The sequence below is a fragment of the Kitasatospora sp. Xyl93 genome (assembly GCF_055383135.1).
In genome coordinates, this window is the sequence record NZ_AP029185.1 from 6,804,881 (window position 1) to 6,820,215 (window position 15,335).

Annotated in this window: 14 protein-coding genes; 7 read left to right on the forward strand and 7 right to left on the reverse strand. The window is 74.9% G+C overall.

The features are described 5' to 3' along the window. The first annotated feature begins 15 nt into the window (after nucleotides 1-15). The 5 genes from ACZ5GH_RS29580 to ACZ5GH_RS29600 all read left to right on the forward strand — a co-directional run bounded on the left by ACZ5GH_RS29580 (nucleotide 16) and on the right by ACZ5GH_RS29600 (nucleotide 5,737). On the forward strand, nucleotides 16-900 hold the full coding sequence (locus ACZ5GH_RS29580; RefSeq protein WP_464336892.1) for an ATP-binding cassette domain-containing protein: 885 nt from the start codon (nucleotides 16-18) through the stop codon (nucleotides 898-900). Beyond that, the gene (locus ACZ5GH_RS29585) at nucleotides 897-2,003 is read left to right on the forward strand and encodes an ROK family glucokinase (protein ID WP_387756742.1); all 1,107 of its coding nucleotides are present in this window, start codon (nucleotides 897-899) and stop codon (nucleotides 2,001-2,003) included. The genes ACZ5GH_RS29580 and ACZ5GH_RS29585 overlap by 4 nt, the downstream gene beginning before the upstream one ends. Nucleotides 2,004-2,258: 255 nt before the next feature. Continuing rightward, nucleotides 2,259-4,049, forward strand: a complete 1,791-nt coding sequence (gene ggt, locus ACZ5GH_RS29590) for a gamma-glutamyltransferase (protein WP_464335797.1) — start codon at nucleotides 2,259-2,261, stop codon at nucleotides 4,047-4,049. A gap of 72 nt (nucleotides 4,050-4,121) precedes the next feature. Continuing rightward, nucleotides 4,122-4,958, forward strand: a complete 837-nt coding sequence (locus tag ACZ5GH_RS29595; RefSeq protein ID WP_387756740.1) for an exodeoxyribonuclease III — start codon at nucleotides 4,122-4,124, stop codon at nucleotides 4,956-4,958. Nucleotides 4,959-5,125: 167 nt separating this feature from the next. Beyond that, on the forward strand, nucleotides 5,126-5,737 hold the full coding sequence (locus ACZ5GH_RS29600) for a hypothetical protein (protein ID WP_387756739.1): 612 nt from the start codon (nucleotides 5,126-5,128) through the stop codon (nucleotides 5,735-5,737). An 80-nt stretch (nucleotides 5,738-5,817) separates the two neighbouring features. Here ACZ5GH_RS29600 and ACZ5GH_RS29605 read toward each other — a convergent pair whose 3' ends face one another. Then, nucleotides 5,818-6,537 carry a lysoplasmalogenase gene (locus ACZ5GH_RS29605; RefSeq protein ID WP_387756738.1) on the reverse strand — a complete coding sequence of 240 codons (720 nt, stop codon included), beginning with the start codon at nucleotides 6,535-6,537 and terminating at the stop codon, nucleotides 5,818-5,820. A gap of 506 nt (nucleotides 6,538-7,043) precedes the next feature. Here ACZ5GH_RS29605 and ACZ5GH_RS29610 point away from each other — a divergent pair. Further along, nucleotides 7,044-8,579 carry a DUF2398 family protein gene (locus tag ACZ5GH_RS29610; RefSeq protein ID WP_464335798.1) on the forward strand — a complete coding sequence of 512 codons (1,536 nt, stop codon included), beginning with the start codon at nucleotides 7,044-7,046 and terminating at the stop codon, nucleotides 8,577-8,579. A 169-nt stretch (nucleotides 8,580-8,748) separates the two neighbouring features. Here ACZ5GH_RS29610 and ACZ5GH_RS29615 read toward each other — a convergent pair whose 3' ends face one another. From ACZ5GH_RS29615 to ACZ5GH_RS29630, 4 genes are all read right to left on the reverse strand, one after another. Continuing rightward, nucleotides 8,749-8,928, reverse strand: a complete 180-nt coding sequence (locus ACZ5GH_RS29615) for a hypothetical protein (RefSeq protein ID WP_387756736.1) — start codon at nucleotides 8,926-8,928, stop codon at nucleotides 8,749-8,751. A gap of 121 nt (nucleotides 8,929-9,049) precedes the next feature. After that, nucleotides 9,050-10,681 carry a BCCT family transporter gene (locus tag ACZ5GH_RS29620; RefSeq protein ID WP_387756735.1) on the reverse strand — a complete coding sequence of 544 codons (1,632 nt, stop codon included), beginning with the start codon at nucleotides 10,679-10,681 and terminating at the stop codon, nucleotides 9,050-9,052. Between the two features lie 133 nt (nucleotides 10,682-10,814). Next, nucleotides 10,815-11,234 carry a MerR family transcriptional regulator gene (locus tag ACZ5GH_RS29625; protein ID WP_387756734.1) on the reverse strand — a complete coding sequence of 140 codons (420 nt, stop codon included), beginning with the start codon at nucleotides 11,232-11,234 and terminating at the stop codon, nucleotides 10,815-10,817. Between the two features lie 45 nt (nucleotides 11,235-11,279). Continuing rightward, nucleotides 11,280-12,044, reverse strand: a complete 765-nt coding sequence (locus ACZ5GH_RS29630; RefSeq protein ID WP_387756733.1) for an alpha/beta fold hydrolase — start codon at nucleotides 12,042-12,044, stop codon at nucleotides 11,280-11,282. A gap of 171 nt (nucleotides 12,045-12,215) precedes the next feature. On the opposite strand from ACZ5GH_RS29630, the gene ACZ5GH_RS29635 reads away from it, so the two are divergent. After that, nucleotides 12,216-13,595: a sulfite oxidase gene (locus ACZ5GH_RS29635; protein ID WP_387756732.1), complete on the forward strand. Its 1,380-nt coding sequence runs from the start codon at nucleotides 12,216-12,218 to the stop codon at nucleotides 13,593-13,595. A 16-nt stretch (nucleotides 13,596-13,611) separates the two neighbouring features. On the opposite strand, the gene ACZ5GH_RS29640 is transcribed toward ACZ5GH_RS29635, so the two are convergent. Both ACZ5GH_RS29640 and ACZ5GH_RS29645 read right to left on the reverse strand, forming a co-directional pair. Then, nucleotides 13,612-14,262 carry a TetR/AcrR family transcriptional regulator gene (locus ACZ5GH_RS29640; protein ID WP_387756731.1) on the reverse strand — a complete coding sequence of 217 codons (651 nt, stop codon included), beginning with the start codon at nucleotides 14,260-14,262 and terminating at the stop codon, nucleotides 13,612-13,614. A gap of 91 nt (nucleotides 14,263-14,353) precedes the next feature. Then, nucleotides 14,354-15,259 carry an acyl-CoA thioesterase gene (locus ACZ5GH_RS29645; RefSeq protein WP_387756730.1) on the reverse strand — a complete coding sequence of 302 codons (906 nt, stop codon included), beginning with the start codon at nucleotides 15,257-15,259 and terminating at the stop codon, nucleotides 14,354-14,356. Nucleotides 15,260-15,335: the final 76 nt, after the last annotated feature.

Genomic DNA, 15,335 nt, shown 5'->3' on the forward strand with positions numbered 1-15,335 from the left:
ACGAAGGCGGACACCATGAGGACGGACGGGCCGGGCGCCGAACTGCTGTCGCTCCAGGGCGTCAGCAAGAGCTACGGCACCGTCCGGGCGCTCCAGGACGTCTCGCTGACCCTGCGGGCCGGCGAGATCAGCTGCGTGCTCGGCGACAACGGGGCCGGCAAGTCCACCCTGATCAAGATCATCTCGGGGCTGCACCGGCACGACGAGGGCCGCTACACCGTGGACGGCGAGGAGGTCCGCCTCGACTCCCCACGCCAGGCCCTGGACCGTGGCATCGCCACCGTCTACCAGGACCTCGCGGTCGTCCCGCTGATGCCGGTCTGGCGCAACTTCTTCCTCGGCTCCGAGCAGGGCATGCGCCGCTGGGGCGGCCTGCGGCTGGACGCCGACGGGATGCGGGCCACCACCCGCGACGCGCTCGCGCGGATGGGCATCGACCTGCAGGACGTCGACCGGCCGATCGGCACCCTCTCCGGAGGGCAGCGCCAGTGCGTGGCGATCGCCCGCGCGGTGCACTTCGGCGCCAAGGTTCTGATCCTGGACGAGCCCACCGCCGCGCTCGGCGTCAAGCAGTCCGGGGTGGTGCTCAAGTACGTCACCGCCGCCCGCGACGCCGGCCTCGGGGTCGTGCTGATCACCCACAACCCGCACCACGCCTACCTGGTCGGCGACCACTTCACGCTGCTCAAGCGGGGCCGGATGGCGGGCAGCCATCCGCGCGCCGAGATCAGCCTCGAACGGCTCACCACCGAGATGGCCGGCGGCTCCGACCTCGCCGAGCTCTCGCACGAGCTGGCCCGACCGTCCGTCACCGGCCCCGGCGAATCCGGTCCCGGTGCCGGGTTCCGTGACTCCGACGACCGCGATTCCGATCCCCGTGAGGAGCGTCCGCAGCCGTGACCAGCTCCCAAGGCAGCACCCGGCCCCCCGTCCTGCCCACCCTGCTCGGCCTCGGCCCGCGCGCCGAGCGCCGCCGCCGCGCCCTGCCCGCCGGGATACTGCGGCTGCCCACCATCGGCGTCGACATCGGCGGCACCAAGGTGGTCGCCGGGGTGGTGGACGGCGAGGGCAAGGTGCTGGAGAAGCTGCGCACGGACACGCCGCACAAGAGCAAGAGCCCCAAGGTGGTCGAGGACGTCATCGTCGACCTGGTGCTCCAGCTCGCCGACCGGCACGACGTCCACGCCGTCGGCATCGGCGCGGCCGGCTGGGTCGACGCCGACCGGTCCAAGGTGCTGTTCGCCCCGCACCTCAACTGGCGCAACGAGCCGCTCCAGGAGGCGCTCAGCGAGCGGCTGCGGTTCCCGGTGATCGTCGAGAACGACGCCAACGCGGCCGCCTGGGCCGAGTGGCGCTTCGGCGCCGGGCGCGGCGAGGACCACATGGTGATGCTCACCCTGGGCACCGGCATCGGCGGCGCGGTGGTCCGCGACGGCTACGTGGACCGCGGCAAGTACGGCCTGGCGGGCGAGTTCGGGCACATGCAGGTGCTGCCCGGCGGCCACCGCTGCCCGTGCGGCAACCGGGGCTGCTGGGAGCAGTACTCCTCCGGCAACGCCCTGGTGCGCGACGCGCGCGAGCTGGTGGCCGAGGAGTCGCCGGTGGTGCAGCCGCTGCTGGCCCGGGCGGGCGGCACGGTCGAGGGCATCACCGGGCCGCTGGTCACCGAGGCCGCCCAGGACGGCGACCCGACCGCGACCGAGCTGCTCTACGAGGTCGGCACCTGGCTCGGCGTCGGCATCGCCAACCTGGCCGCCGCGCTGGACCCGGGCCGCTTCGTGATCGGCGGCGGGGTCTCCGAGGCCGGCGACCTGCTGCTCGGCCCGGCCCGGGACACCTTCCGCCGCACCCTCACCGGACGCGGCTTCCGCCCGGAGGCCGCCATCGTGCACGCCGCCCTCGGCAACGAGGCCGGCCTGGTCGGCGCGGCCGACCTGGCCCGCCAGGTGGCGCGCCGCTTCCGGACGATCAAGCGGCGGCGGGTGGAGCGCAGCACGCTGTAGCGGGGCGGGGGAGAGGAACCCGGGGGAGGAACAGCTGACAGCCGACAGATGACAGCCGACAGCGAACAGATGACAGGTTTCAGCGAACAGAAAACGTTATCTGTTCGCTGAAATCTGTCATCTGTTCGCCCTCCACCCGCCCGCCTGCCCGTCCCATGTCGCCCCGTCAACTACTCGCTGGTAGCGGCGCGGTGTGGTTGTCGGATCATCCCTCCTGTGGAACAACTGAGTTGACGTCGACTCAGGAGGACTCGGATGAGGGCTCTGACCCGTCTCGCACCACCACTTCTGCTCGCCACCGCGCTGGTCTGGTCCGGTGTCGGGCCGGCCGGCGCCGTGGCGCCGCCCTCGAAGGTGCCGGAGGCGGTGGGCTGGGGCGGGGCGGTGGCCACCGTCGACGCCGACGCCACCGCCGCCGGGATCGAGGTGCTGCGCAAGGGCGGCAACGCGGTTGACGCGGCCGTCGCCGCCGCCGCGGCCCTCGGGGTCACCGAGCCGTACTCCTCGGGCATCGGCGGCGGCGGGTACTTCGTCTACTACGACCACGCCACCGGCCGGGTGCACACCGTCGACGGCCGGGAGACCGCCGGCCGCACCGCCGACGCCGGCCTGTTCCTGGAGGGCGGCAAGCCGCTGGCCTTCGCCGACGCCGTCACCAGCGGCCTGGCCGTCGGGGTCCCGGGCACCCCCGCCACCTGGGACGCCGCGCTGCGCCACTGGGGCAGCCGCTCGCTCGCCCAGAACCTGGAACCGGCCGAGCGGCTCGCCGACAACGGCTTCGTCGTGGACGCCACCTTCCGCACCCAGACCTCCGACAACTACTCCCGGTTCAAGGACTTCCCGGCCACCGCCGCGCTCTACCTGCCCGGCGGCAAGCCCCCCGAGGTCGGTACCGTGCTGCGCAACCCCGACCTCGCCGCCACCTACCGGCTGCTCGCCAAGGACGGCGTCAAGGCCTTCTACCAGGGCGAGTTGGCCGGCGACATCGTCAACACCGTGCAGCACCCGCCGGTCGACCCGGCCTCCGGCCGCACCGCCCGTCCGGGCAAGGTGGACGCCGCCGACCTCGCCGCCTACCGGGTCCGCGACCAGGCGCCCACCCACATCACCCACGGCGACTACGACCTCTACTCGATCGCCCCCTCCAGCTCCGGCGGCACCACCGTCGGCGAGGCGCTCAACATCCTGGAGGACGGCGGCGACGTCTCCGGGTACAGCGCCACCCAGTACTACCACCACTTCCTGGAGGCCTCCCGGATCTCCTTCGCCGACCGCAACCGCTGGGTCGGCGACCCCGCCTTCAACGACGTCCCCGTCCGGGAACTGCTCTCCGAGCGCTACGCGGCCTCCCGGGCCTGCCTGATCAGCCCGGACCACGCGCTCACCAGCCCGCTCGCCCCCGGCGACCCGCGCCACCCGGTCCCCTGCGCCGCCACCGGCCAGGCCGTCGCCGAGCCGTACGAGGGCACCAACACCACCCACCTGACGGTCGCCGACCGCTGGGGCAACATCGTCTCGTACACGCTCACCATCGAGCAGACCGGCGGCAGCGGCATCACCGTCCCCGGCCGGGGCTTCCTGCTCAACAACGAGCTGACCGACTTCAACTTCGTCCCGCTCGCCCCGGGCGTCCCCGACCCCAACCTGCCGGGCCCGGGCAAGCGGCCGCGCTCCTCGCTCTCCCCGACCATCGTGCTGCGCGACGGCGAGCCGCTGCTCGCCACCGGCAGCCCCGGCGGGGCGACCATCATCACCACCGCCCTCCAGGTGCTGCTCGGGCGGCTCGACCGGGGCCTGAGCCTGGAGCAGGCCATCGCCGCGCCGCGCGCCAGCCAGCGCAACACCGCCGCGACCCAGGCCGAGCCCGGCTTCCTCGCGCTGCCCGAGCGGGCCGCGCTGGAGGGCCTCGGGCACAGCTTCACCGGCGTCGCCGAGATCGGCGCCGCCACCGGCGTGGAACGGCTGCCGGACGGCCGCTGGGTGGCCGCCGCCGAACCGGTGCGGCGCGGCGGCGGCTCGGCCGCGGTGGTCCGGCCCGCGCGCTGATCGGGTCGGCCTGTCGGTGCCGGGCGGTATGTTCGGGGTGGGCCTCCCGCGAGGGCGGCCCACCCCGTCCGCATGCCCGCCGAACCACCGGGAAGGCCGCCCGCCGTGACCGTCCGCATCGCCACCTGGAACATCAACTCCGTCACCGCGCGGCTGCCCAAGCTCCTGGAGTGGCTGGAGAGCGCGAAGCCCGACGTGCTCTGCCTCCAGGAGCTCAAGTGCGCGGCCGACGCCTTCCCGTACGAGGCGGTCCGCGAGCTCGGCTACGAGACGGCCGCGCACGGCAACGGCCGCTGGAACGGCGTCGCGATCGTCTCCCGGCTCGGCCTGGAGGACGTCGTGCGCGGCCTGCCCGGCCAGCCCGGCTACCTCGCCGACGGCGCCCTGCTGCCCGAACTCGAGCCGCGCGCCATCGCCGCCACCTGCGGCCCGGTGCGGGTCTGGTCGGTCTACGTGCCCAACGGCCGCGAGGTCGGCCACGCCCACTACCAGTACAAACTGGAGTGGCTGGAGGCGCTGCGCGAGGCGGCCACCGAGGACGCGGCCGGCTCCCGCCCGTTCGCCGTCCTCGGGGACTTCAACATCGCCCCGACCGACGAGGACGTCTTCGACGCCGCCGCCTTCGAGGGCCTCACCCACGTCACCCCGGCCGAGCGCGCCGCGCTGACGGCCCTCGGCGAGATCGGCCTCCAGGACGTGCTGCCCCGCCCGCTCAAGTACGACCGCCCTTACACCTACTGGGACTACCGCCAGCTGGCCTTCCCCAAGAACCGGGGCATGCGGATCGACCTCACCTTCGCCAACAAGCCCTTCGCCGACGCCGTCACCGACAGCTACGTGGACCGCGAGGCCCGCAAGGGCAAGGGCACCTCGGACCACGCACCGGTCGTGGTGGACCTCGACCTCTGAGCCCCGCCGCGGGCGTCACGCCGGGTCACGGGCCGTAACCCGAACGGCCGTGAGCGCTGGCCGGGCGCGGGGCGGGTGCCTACCGTCGGTGAATGACCGGATGCAGTCGATCGACCACGTGGACATGGAGTCCCCCGGCTGCGACCGAGAATCCCGGAGGTTCCGGCATGCGCCCCATGCGTACGGCCGCCGCCGCCCTGATCGGCGCGACGGCGCTGACCGGCCTGACGGCCCCCCTCGCGTCGGCCAGGGACGGCTCGGCCTCGGTCAGCCCGTCCCAGGCCGCACCGGGCCAGACCGTGACGGTCACGGTCTCCTGCGAGAAGTCGGACAAGCCCGACGCCAAGACCATCACCGCCCGCTCCGCCGCCTTCGAGGGCGGTCCGGCGACCCTCACCCTCGGGCCCGACGGCAAGCACAGCGGCTCCGCCCGACTGGCCGGTCAGCACGCCGGGGACAGCAAGGTCGACGGCACCTGCCCGGACGGCGGGGCCTTCGCGACCAGCGTCACGGTCACCACGGTGGCCGCCACCGCCCCCGACAAGGGCACCGACAAGAGCCCCGACAAGAGCCTCGGCGAGTGGGGCGAGGCGGCGGGGGAGTGGGCCGGTTCGCTCGGGCAGTCCGGTGCCGGCAGCCAGCAGGTCGCCCCGCACGGCGCCGTGCAGACCGGCCTCGGCGGCTCGGTCGCGGCGAACCCGGCGGAGCTGGCCGGCGGCCTCGTGCTGGTCGGGGGCGGGGTCGGCGGCTTCTGGCTGCTGCGCAGGCGCGGTGCCTGACGGCCTCGCCGCCGTGCGCCCCGGCGCACCGCCCGTGCCGCGCCGCTGGAGCCCGAAGGGGCCGGCGGCGCGGTGGTGTGTCAGGCGGGCCGCGGCTCCGTGCCCTCGCGGTGCGCCCGGTCCTGGTGCCGGAGCGTGCCGTCGGCCAGCAGGTACTGGGCCAGTACGTAAGTGGCCATGATCCAGAACTGATGGCCCGGCAGCTCCCGCCACTTCGCCAGCTGGGTGGCGATCAGGGTGTCGGAGAGCAGGAACAGCGCCCCGCCCAGCCCGGTCCGCCAGCCCAGCCCGGCCGAGGTGACGGCCGTCGAGGCGAGCAGCAGGCTGTAGCCGGCCACCGGGACGCGCAGGTCCCCGAGGTCCGGCCAGAGCTGCCCGACCAGCGCCACCCAGGCCGTCGCGTACGCGGCCGCGACCACCAGGGTCCGGCGGCGGTCGCTGAGCGCGCCGCGCTCGACGAACATCGTCACGTAGCAGACGTGCGCCGCCGCGAACGAGCCCATGCCGGCGAGGAACGCGGGGTCGTTCTTCAGCTGGAGCAGCACGTCCCCGCCCGCGCTCAGCAGCAGCGCCGGTGCCAGCAGCTTCGGCGCCTCCTGCCCGGCCTGCCTGGCCGCCGCCACGCTGTGCGCGGCCAGCAGCGGCATCAGGGCCGGCTTGGTGGCGTTCCGGAGCACCGGGGCGCCGGAGGCGATCGCGCCCAGGTGCGCCGCCGAGGTGGCCGCGAAGCCGCCCAGCAGGCCGGTGGCCGAGCGCAGCCGGGCCGCGAGGCCGGCCCGGTCGGTGGTACGGACGGTCATGCGTGCGCCTCTCGGTGATCCGCTGCTTGGGACCGACCCTAGAGGAGCCGGACCGGTGGCGGAAGAGCCGGTTACCGGTGCGTAACCCCGGTGGGGCGCGGCGGATGACGGGTGGCCGGTGAGCGGAGCGCGGGGGCCCGCTTCGAGGGCTCCTGCGGAGAGTTCCTCAGGAGCGCCGTTGCTGCCCACGGGTGGCCCGGGCACCGTCTAGGCTGGACCTCGACATGAATCAGCGGGACTACGCGGTCGGCGCCACCCGGGTGGCCGCCGGCAGGCCGGACGGGCGTATGAGCGGGGCAGGACGGGCAACCGCCGACGCCGTCCTCGCCGTACGCGAAGCCGGTCCTGATACCGCTCCCGGCCCCCGTCCCGGGACGGCTCCCGCCGCCGGTACCGGAGTCGGCCCCGGGTCCCGTCCCACCGTCGGCCCCGCTGACAGGGCACCTGGGGCGGCCACGGGAAGCGGTGCTGACGACCCGCAGGTACCGGGCCCGCAGGCCGCCGGGGTGACGCTCTCGCCCGACCCGGGACTGCTGCGCCTGGCCCACTGGTTCGCCGCCGCCACCCCCGGCACCGCCGACGACCTCTGCACCGCCTCCTTCGGCCTCTACCCGGCCCGCCACCTCGGCGCCGCCGCCGAGCCCGCGGCCGACCCCGGCGTCAGCTGGTGGCACGGCCCCACCGCGCACCGCGCCATGCCGGTACGCCCCCGCGAGGACCGCACCGAGGGCGGCCTGCGCCGTGCCCGGCGCGACGACGCCGCGCTGCCCGTCGTGCGGTCAGGTGCCAAGCCGAGCGGGCCCGGTCGGCACCGCAGGCCCGAGCGCACCCGGGTGGCTCCGCTCGCCCTGGTGGCGCACGACCGTTCCGCCGAGGAGCTTCCGGCGGCCGAACGCCGGATCGCCGCCCGGCTGTTGCTCGCCCACCCGCTGGTCACCGCCTCCGGCCCGCACGCCGACGGCTTCCCGCTGATCCGCCGCCACCGCGACTGGCTCGCCGAGCGCTTCGACACCCTGCTCGGCTACCGCCTCGTGGTCGGCCCCTGGCACGCCCGGCTCTGCAAGGCCGGCCTCGGCCCCGGCGCCGCCCGCCGCCTCGAACACCCCGTCACCGGTGCGCCGTTCACCCCGGCCGGATACGCCCAACTCGCCCTCGCGCTGGCCTTGTTGGTCGACGCGCCGGAGGAACTGGGCTACCGGCGGCTGCTCGACGCGATGGCCGCCGCCGCCCCCGAACTCGCCGCCGAACCGGCCGACCTCGCCATGGCGCTGGCCGCGCTGGCCGGCTGGCAGGTGCTCGGCGAGCTGCCGTCCGACCCGGCCGACGACTCCTTCGTGCTGACCGTGGACCGCGAACTCGCCCGTGCCGTCCCGGCCGGGCCGCCCGCCCTCGCCGACGACGCCGCCGACCTGATCCGCCGGGCCGCCGAGGCCGAGCCCGCCACCGCCGTGCGCCGCCTGCTCGCCGAGACGCCCGCCGTCCTGGCCGCCGACCTCCCCGAGGACCACCGCGCCTGGCTGCGGGAGCACCGGCTCAGCGGCCCGGCGGTGGTCGCCGAGTTCCTCGGCCTGGAGGCCGAACTGCGGGCCGAGGGCGTCGCCCTGCTCGACCCGGCCGCCGAACTCACCGACCTCGCCCTGCCCGGTGCCGGGACGCTCTCCCAGGCGGCCCTGCTGCTGGTCGAGCGACTGGTCGAGGACGTCCGCCCGCTGCCCGGCGAGACGGTGAGCGGCGACGTCCCGATCCCGGACGCGCTGATAGACGGCGTCCTCGGCGACATCGCGGACGAGTACGGCCTCCCGGCCCGCTACCTCGCCGACCGCACCGCCCTGCGGCGCGACGCCCTCGACCTGCTCCACCGCCTCGCCCTGATCGCCCCCACGCCCCATCCGACCCGCCCCCCGGCCTGGCGCCTGCGCCCGCCGGCCGCCCGCTACGCCCCGGCCCCCGACCTCCACCCCACCCCGGGCACCGGCCGCCACTCCCGCCCCGGCCCGCTGATCCCGCCCCCGGCCGGCCCGCGCGCCGAACAGCGGGCGTGACGGCGGGCGCAGCGGCGGGTGCACCGGCAGCTGTGACGGCGGGCGCTGCGACAGGCGTGACGGCGGGCGCACCGGCGGCGCCCGGCGCGCCGGTCGCGCCGCCCTGGAGCGAGCGGGCAGTAAGAAGCACCGGGTCCGGGACGGACCGCGGTGCCGGGTGGGGCGGGTGCTACTTGCCGGCGGAGGCGCTGGCGAGGGGGCCGTGGTCGACGGTTTCCACGGTGGCGCCGACACCCAGGGTGCCGAGGGCGATGGAGGCGAGGACGGCGGTGGCGGCGAGGAGCCGGCGGTGCCGCTGGGGCAGGGGGAAGCGCGGTTCCTGGTAGGGCGCCTGAGGGTTGGCGTTCATGACAGGGAGGTTTCCAGGGCGGCGTGAACGGTCGGTACGCGCGGGTGAAGTCCGGGCGGGGGTTGGGCGTCGGTTGGGCCGCATACGCCCCACCCTCCGACGGGCGGGGCGTACCCCCTGGTCAGTGGCGTGTGCCGGACTCGCCGACGACCTCCCGGACGGCGTCCCGCAGCCCGTGCGGCGGGTGGAAGCGGGACGGTCCGGCGGCCGGGTCCGTGCGGAGCTCCTTCACCAGCGAGACGCAGAGCAGCAGCATCACCACCACGAACGGCAGCGCGACCAGGATCGTCGCGTTCTGGAGCGCGGTGAGCCCGCCGGCCAGCAGCAGGGCCGCCGCGACCCCGCCCATCAGCACGCCCCAGACCACCACCAGCCAGGTGCGCGGATGCAGCGAGCCCCGGCTGGACAGCGAGCCGAGCACCAGCGAGGCGGAGTCGGCGCTGGTGATGAAGAAGGTCATCACCAGCAGCACCGCGACCACGCTGGTCACCGAGCCGAGCGGCAGTGAGCGCAGCATCTCGAACAGCGAGGCCTCCGGCCCCTGCGGGATGGTCGCGACCAGGTCGGCCGCGCCGGTGGTGGCCAGTCGGATCGCGGTGCCGCCCATCACGCAGAACCAGACGACCGTCGCCCCGCTGGGCACCAGCAGCACGCCGAGCAGGAACTGCCGGACGGTGCGGCCGCGGGAGATCCGGGCGATGAAGGTGCCGACGAAGGGCGCCCAGGAGAGCCACCAGGCCCAGTAGAAGATCGTCCAGGAGCCCAGCCAGCTCTCGTCGGTGAAGGCACCGGTCTGGGTGGACATCCCGAGGAGGTCGGAGAGGTAGCCGCCGACGGAGGAGGGGATCGCGTCCAGGGCGAACACCGTCGGACCGAACACGAAGACGAAGACCATGATCAGGGATGCCAGCACCACGTTCGCGGTGGACAGCCACTTCACGCCCTTGTGCACCCCGGAGAACGCGGAGACCACGAACGCGGCGGACAGCGAGGCGATGATGACCAGCTGGGCGTTCTGGGTGTTGCGGACGGAGGAGATGTAGCCGAGCCCGTCGGCGACCTGGAGCGCGCCGAGGCCGAGGCTGGTCGCGGAGCCGAAGACGGTGGCGAACACGGCCAGCAGGTCGATCGTCCGCCCGGCCCAGCCGTCCGCGCCGCGCTGTCCGATCAGCGGGACGAAGGCGGCGGAGATCCGGTTGCCCCGGCCCTTGCGGAAGGTGGTGTAGGCGAGGGCCAGCCCGCCGACCGCGTAGATCGCCCACGGGTGCAGGGTCCAGTGGAAGAGCGAGAACTCCAGGGCCTGCTGGGCGGCGGCCGCGCTCTGCGGCTCCAGGCCGGAGCCGGGCTGCGGGGTGGCGAAGAGCTGGAGCGGCTCGCCGACGCCGTAGAACATCAGGCCGATGCCCATGCCGGCGCTGAACATCATGGCGATCCAGGCGAGGCCGGAGAACTCGGGCTCCTCGTCGTCGCGGCCGAGCCGGATCCGGCCGAAGCGGCTGAACGCGAGCAGCACGGTGAGCACCAGGAAGACGTCGGCGGCCACCACGAACAGCCAGCCGAAGTTGTGCAGCACCCAGCCGAGCGCGGTGCTGGACGTGCGGCCGAGCGAGTCCTCGGCGAAGACGCCCCAGGCGACCACGGCCAGTACCAGGACGGCGCCGATCCCGAACACCGCCCGGTCGGCCGGAAGGGTCGCGGCGGGTTCGTCGGGCTCCTTCACGGGCTGGTCGGACGGGGGCGGCAGGCTGCTCATCGTGTGGACCCCTCGACATACTGGGCGCGCTCGGCACGCTCGGAATCAAGCTGTATGTCGCACTATGTCCAGTCCCCTCCGCGAGCGGCGGGACGGCGCGCCGGGGAAGCGCCTGGTCGGGACCTACGTCCCGTCAGGCAGCCCGCTCCTCGCCGTAGTCGTGCCCGTAGCCGGGTGCCCGGTCGGCCGCGTGGTCGCGCCCGGAGTCGTGCGCGGTGTCGAGGTAGTGGGAGAGCGCCCGGCGGCTGCGGGTGAGGTCCTCGATCCGGGAGTCCAGGTCGGCGAGTTCGCCGCGCAGGGTGGCGAGCAGCTCCGGGCAGGCCTCCAGGACGGGGACGGGACCGGTGGCGCAGGGCAGCAGCTCGGCGATGATCCGGGTGCTCAGGCCGGCCGCGAGGAAGTGGCGGACCTGCCACACCCGGACGGTGTCCTCCTCGCCGTACTCGCGGTAGCCGGCCGCCGTGCGGTCCGGCCGCAGCAGGCCCTGCTCCTCGTAGTAGCGGAGCAGGCGGGTGGACACCCCGGTCAGGCGGGCGAGTTCTCCGATGCGCATGACCGGGCGAACGCCGCAGGCCGCCGGGGTGTTCCCGACGGCGGTTCAGCCCTTGAGGAACTCCAGCACCAGGTCCCGCAGTTCCGGCAGCGCCTCGACCACCGGGAGGTGCCCGCTGGTGAGTTCGGCCAGGCGCGCGCCGGGGATGCCCTCGGCCGCCAGCCGGTGCTGGGACGGGGCGACGAGCATGTCCTCGGTGGTGCTGACGACCAGGGTGGGCACGGCGATCGCGGCCAGCTCGGCCCGTACGTCGGCGCGGGCGACCAGCCGGAACTGCTGCCGGAAGCCCTCCGGCACCGGGGACTTGAGGTGCTCCCGCAGCCCTCCGAGCTGTTCGGCGGGCAGCTCGTCCAGCCAGCTCCGGCCGATCGCGACGCTGAGCATCAGCGGGGCGAGGTCGTCCGGCCGGTCGGCCAGGTCGACGAACAGTTCGGCGAGCGTCCGCATCCGTGCCGAGCCCCCGGTCACGCCCGCGAGCAGCAGCAGCGAGCGGACCCGCCCGGGGTGGCGGGCGGCGATCCGGACGGCGACGGCGGCGCCGAGCGAGTAGCCGGCCAGGTCGAAGTCGTCCAGGCCCTCCTCGTCCGCGGCGGCGACCAGCCGGTCGGCCAGTTCGTCCAGGCTCGGCTCACCGGGCTCGTACGGGCTGTCGCCGGAGCCGGGGTAGTCGGGGGCGACGACGGTGCGGTGGGCGGCGAGGTCGGGCAGCAGCGGGCCCCAGTTGTCCCGGGCGCTGCCGCCGGCGCCGTGGGCGAGCAGCAGTCCGGGGCCGGAACCCTGGACGATCCGGGCGAGCGGGGTGGCTGACATGGGTTGCTCCTCTGCGGGCTGGGGTTTCGCCGACAAGGGGAACGGTAGGACTTCACACCGGTGAGAAGGTCAAGCCGAGGATCGCGAGCCCGTCCAGGAGCGGCCCGCGGACCCGGCCGCGGTCGCGCGCACCGCCGAACCGCCTACGCTGAAACGGAAGGAACGCCGTTCATGGACGACGAGGTCCGCACCCCGCACGAAGCAGTCCCGACGCAGGCCGCCCCGACGCAGGCCGCCCCCGCGCAAGCCGCCGCGAGGCGCACCACCGCGAGGCGCACCACCGCGAGGCGGGCGGCCCGGGAGGGCGGCCGCGCCGACGGCGTGGACCGCCGGACGCTGCTGCGGATGGTCTCCGCCGCCGGGGTGCTCGCCGCGCCGATCCCGGCCGTCCCGCTGCTCACCGCGGGCCGGGCGGCCGCCGAGGAGGTGCCCAGGCCGGTGCCCGGGATCGTCAAACCGCTGCCCGCCGAGTGGTTCGTGCCGCGCGGCACCAACGCCGAGATGCGCTGGGACGCCTTCCGGGACGCCGACGGCGGCGCCGCCGTCGGCCGCCACGTGCCGGTGGAGCGGTTCTTCGTCCGCAACCACACCAGCACCCCGCTGATCGACCCGGACACCTGGAGCCTCAAGCTCTTCGGCAGCGGTCTGCGCGGCGCGCCGACGGCCGAGCGCCCCGTCGAGTTCGGCCTGGACGACCTGCGGGAGCTGCCGTCCACCCGGATCAGCGCGCTGATCGAGTGCGCCGGCAACGCCCGCAGCTACTACCTCGGCCAGCAGAACCAGCCCGTCCCGGGCACGCCCTGGACGCTCGGCGGCGTCGGCTCGGCGAGCTGGCGGGGCGTGCGGCTGGCCGAGGTGCTGCGGGCCGCCGGGCTGACCCGGGCGGCGGTGGACGTGCTGCCGGTCGGCCTGGACCCGGACTTCGTCGCCGGCGGCACCAACTACGGCCCGGTGCGCCGTCCGCTGCCGATCGCCAAGGCGCTGGACGACGTGCTGCTCGCCTACGAGATGAACGGCGAGCCGCTGACCCCGGACCACGGCGCCCCGGCCCGGCTGGTGGTGCCCGGCTGGGTGGGCATCGCCTCGATCAAGTGGGTGGGCAGCATGGAGGTCGCCGACCACCCGCTGCACTCGCCGTGGAACACCGACTTCTACCGGATGTTCGGCCCGGACTACCCGGTCGGCGGCGGGGAGCCGCTCACCACGCAGGTGGTCAAGAGCGCCTTCGAGCTGGCCGCGGGAGCGCGACTGGCGGCGGACCGCGAGCACCGGCTGCACGGGCGCTCGTGGTCCGGAAGCGCGGCGGTGCGCCGGGTCGAGGTGAGCGCCGACGGCGGCCGGACCTGGCGGCGCGCCGAGCTGCGCGACGAGCCGCGGGCCGACGGCTGGACGCGCTGGAGCATCGACTGGCGCCCCGAGCGGCCCGGTCCGTACGAGCTGCGCGCCCGCGCGACGGACCGCCGGGGCAACACCCAGCCCGAGCGGTCGGTCTTCAACCGGGAGGGCTACCTGTTCGGCGCGGTGGTGGCCCACCCGGTGACGGTGGTCTGAGCCGCCGCCCGGCGGCTCAGCCGGTGGACTGGACCTCGTACGGGGCCGGGTAGCGCGTCTCGTACGGGGTCAGCACCAGCCGCACCACGTCCTCCAGGCGCCGCCGGGCGTCCCCGAGGGTGGTGCGGCCGGTCACCCAGGCGGTCAGCTCCCCCTGCCAGGCGTGGGCGACGATGTGCCGCACCAGCTCGCTCGCGGCGGCCGGCACCTCGGCCGTCACCGCCTGGAGGGCGGTGCTGTCGGCCCGGGCCATGCCTTGCAGCGCCTCACTGGCGAACGGGTCGGTGGAGGCCGCCACGGCCACCCGCAGCCGGGCGAGTTCGGGCTGCCGCTGGTAGGCCCGCATCCCGCCCCGGACGAACCGGACCGCCCGGTCGGTGGCCCCCAGTCCGGCCCTCGGCCCGCGCAGCTCGGCCACCAGGTCGGCCAGCAGCAGGCGATGCCACTCGGCGATCGCGGCCGCCAGGAGGTGGTCCTTGGAGGAGAAGTAGCGGTACGCCGTCCCCAGGGCGACTCCGGACCGCTCGCAGACCTGCTTCATCTGCATCCGCTCGACGCCGATCTCGTTCACCAGGGCGAGCGCGGCCGCGATCAGGCCCTCGCGGCGTTCGAGCTGACGCGGAGACATCGCCTCCACCGGCCGTGGTGACAGGTCAACCTTGGTCACCCGCACATGATACGGGCCGGGGCCGCCCAGGAGTATGACGCCGTCCGGCCCCCTTCCGTTCGCCCGGAGGCCACCGGGGTCCCGGGGGCGGTCACGAGGGGTCGCGGATCAGCGCCTCCTGGACCGCGGAGGCGACCAGCCGGCCGTCCAGGTCGTAGAACTCGCCGAGCGCCAGGCCCCGGCCGTCCGAGGAGGACGGGCTGCGCTGGGCGAAGAGCAGCCACTCGTCGGCCCGGAACGGGCGGTGGAACCACATCGCGTGGTCCAGCGAGGCCATCAGCAGCCGGGGCGGCTCGGTGCGCTGGAAGAAGTTCGGCTGCACGTCGAGCCCGGCGGTGGAGGCCAGGGTGAGGTCGGACAGGTAGGTGAGCGCGGCGGCGTGCAGCAGCGGGTCGCCGTCCGGCAGCGGGGAAGCGGTGCGCATCCAGACGAAGTGCTGGAGCAGCCCGGGCACGGCCGGCGGCAGCCCCGGGGCGTCCGCCGGGACGAACCGCACGTCGAGGTCGCGGAAGCCGCCGGCCGCGGCGATCGACCGGCGGACCTCCTCGGGCAGCCGGGCGACGGCGTTCGGCAGCGACTCCGGGCGGGGCAGCGGCGGGACCTCGCGCTGGCGGTCGGCGGCAGGCTCGGGGTGCTTGAAGGAGGCCGAGAGGGTGAAGATCTCGTTCCCGTTCTGCACCGCCGTCACCCGGCGGGTGGTGTACGACATGCCCTCGCGGACCCGCTCGACCAGGTAGTCGATCGGCCGGGAGGGGGAGCCCGGCAGCAGGAAGTAGCCGTGCAGCGAGTGCACCGGGCGACGGTCCCCGCAGGTGCGCCCGGCGGCGACGAGCGCCTGCGCGGCGACGTGGCCGCCGAAGGCGCGCATCGGGGCACCGGCGTGGCAGTGGCCCCGGAACGTGTTCTCGTCCAGCTGCTCGATCTGCAGCAGCTCGGCGAACGGGGCGGCCGGCCGGGCGTGCCGTTCGGCCCGGAGGTCTTCGGTGAGGTCGGTCACGAGGCCATAGTGGCAGAAGCCAACCGTCCGGCGGTGTGACCTGGGTAACGCCCCCCACCCCCGGTCGATGGTGTAG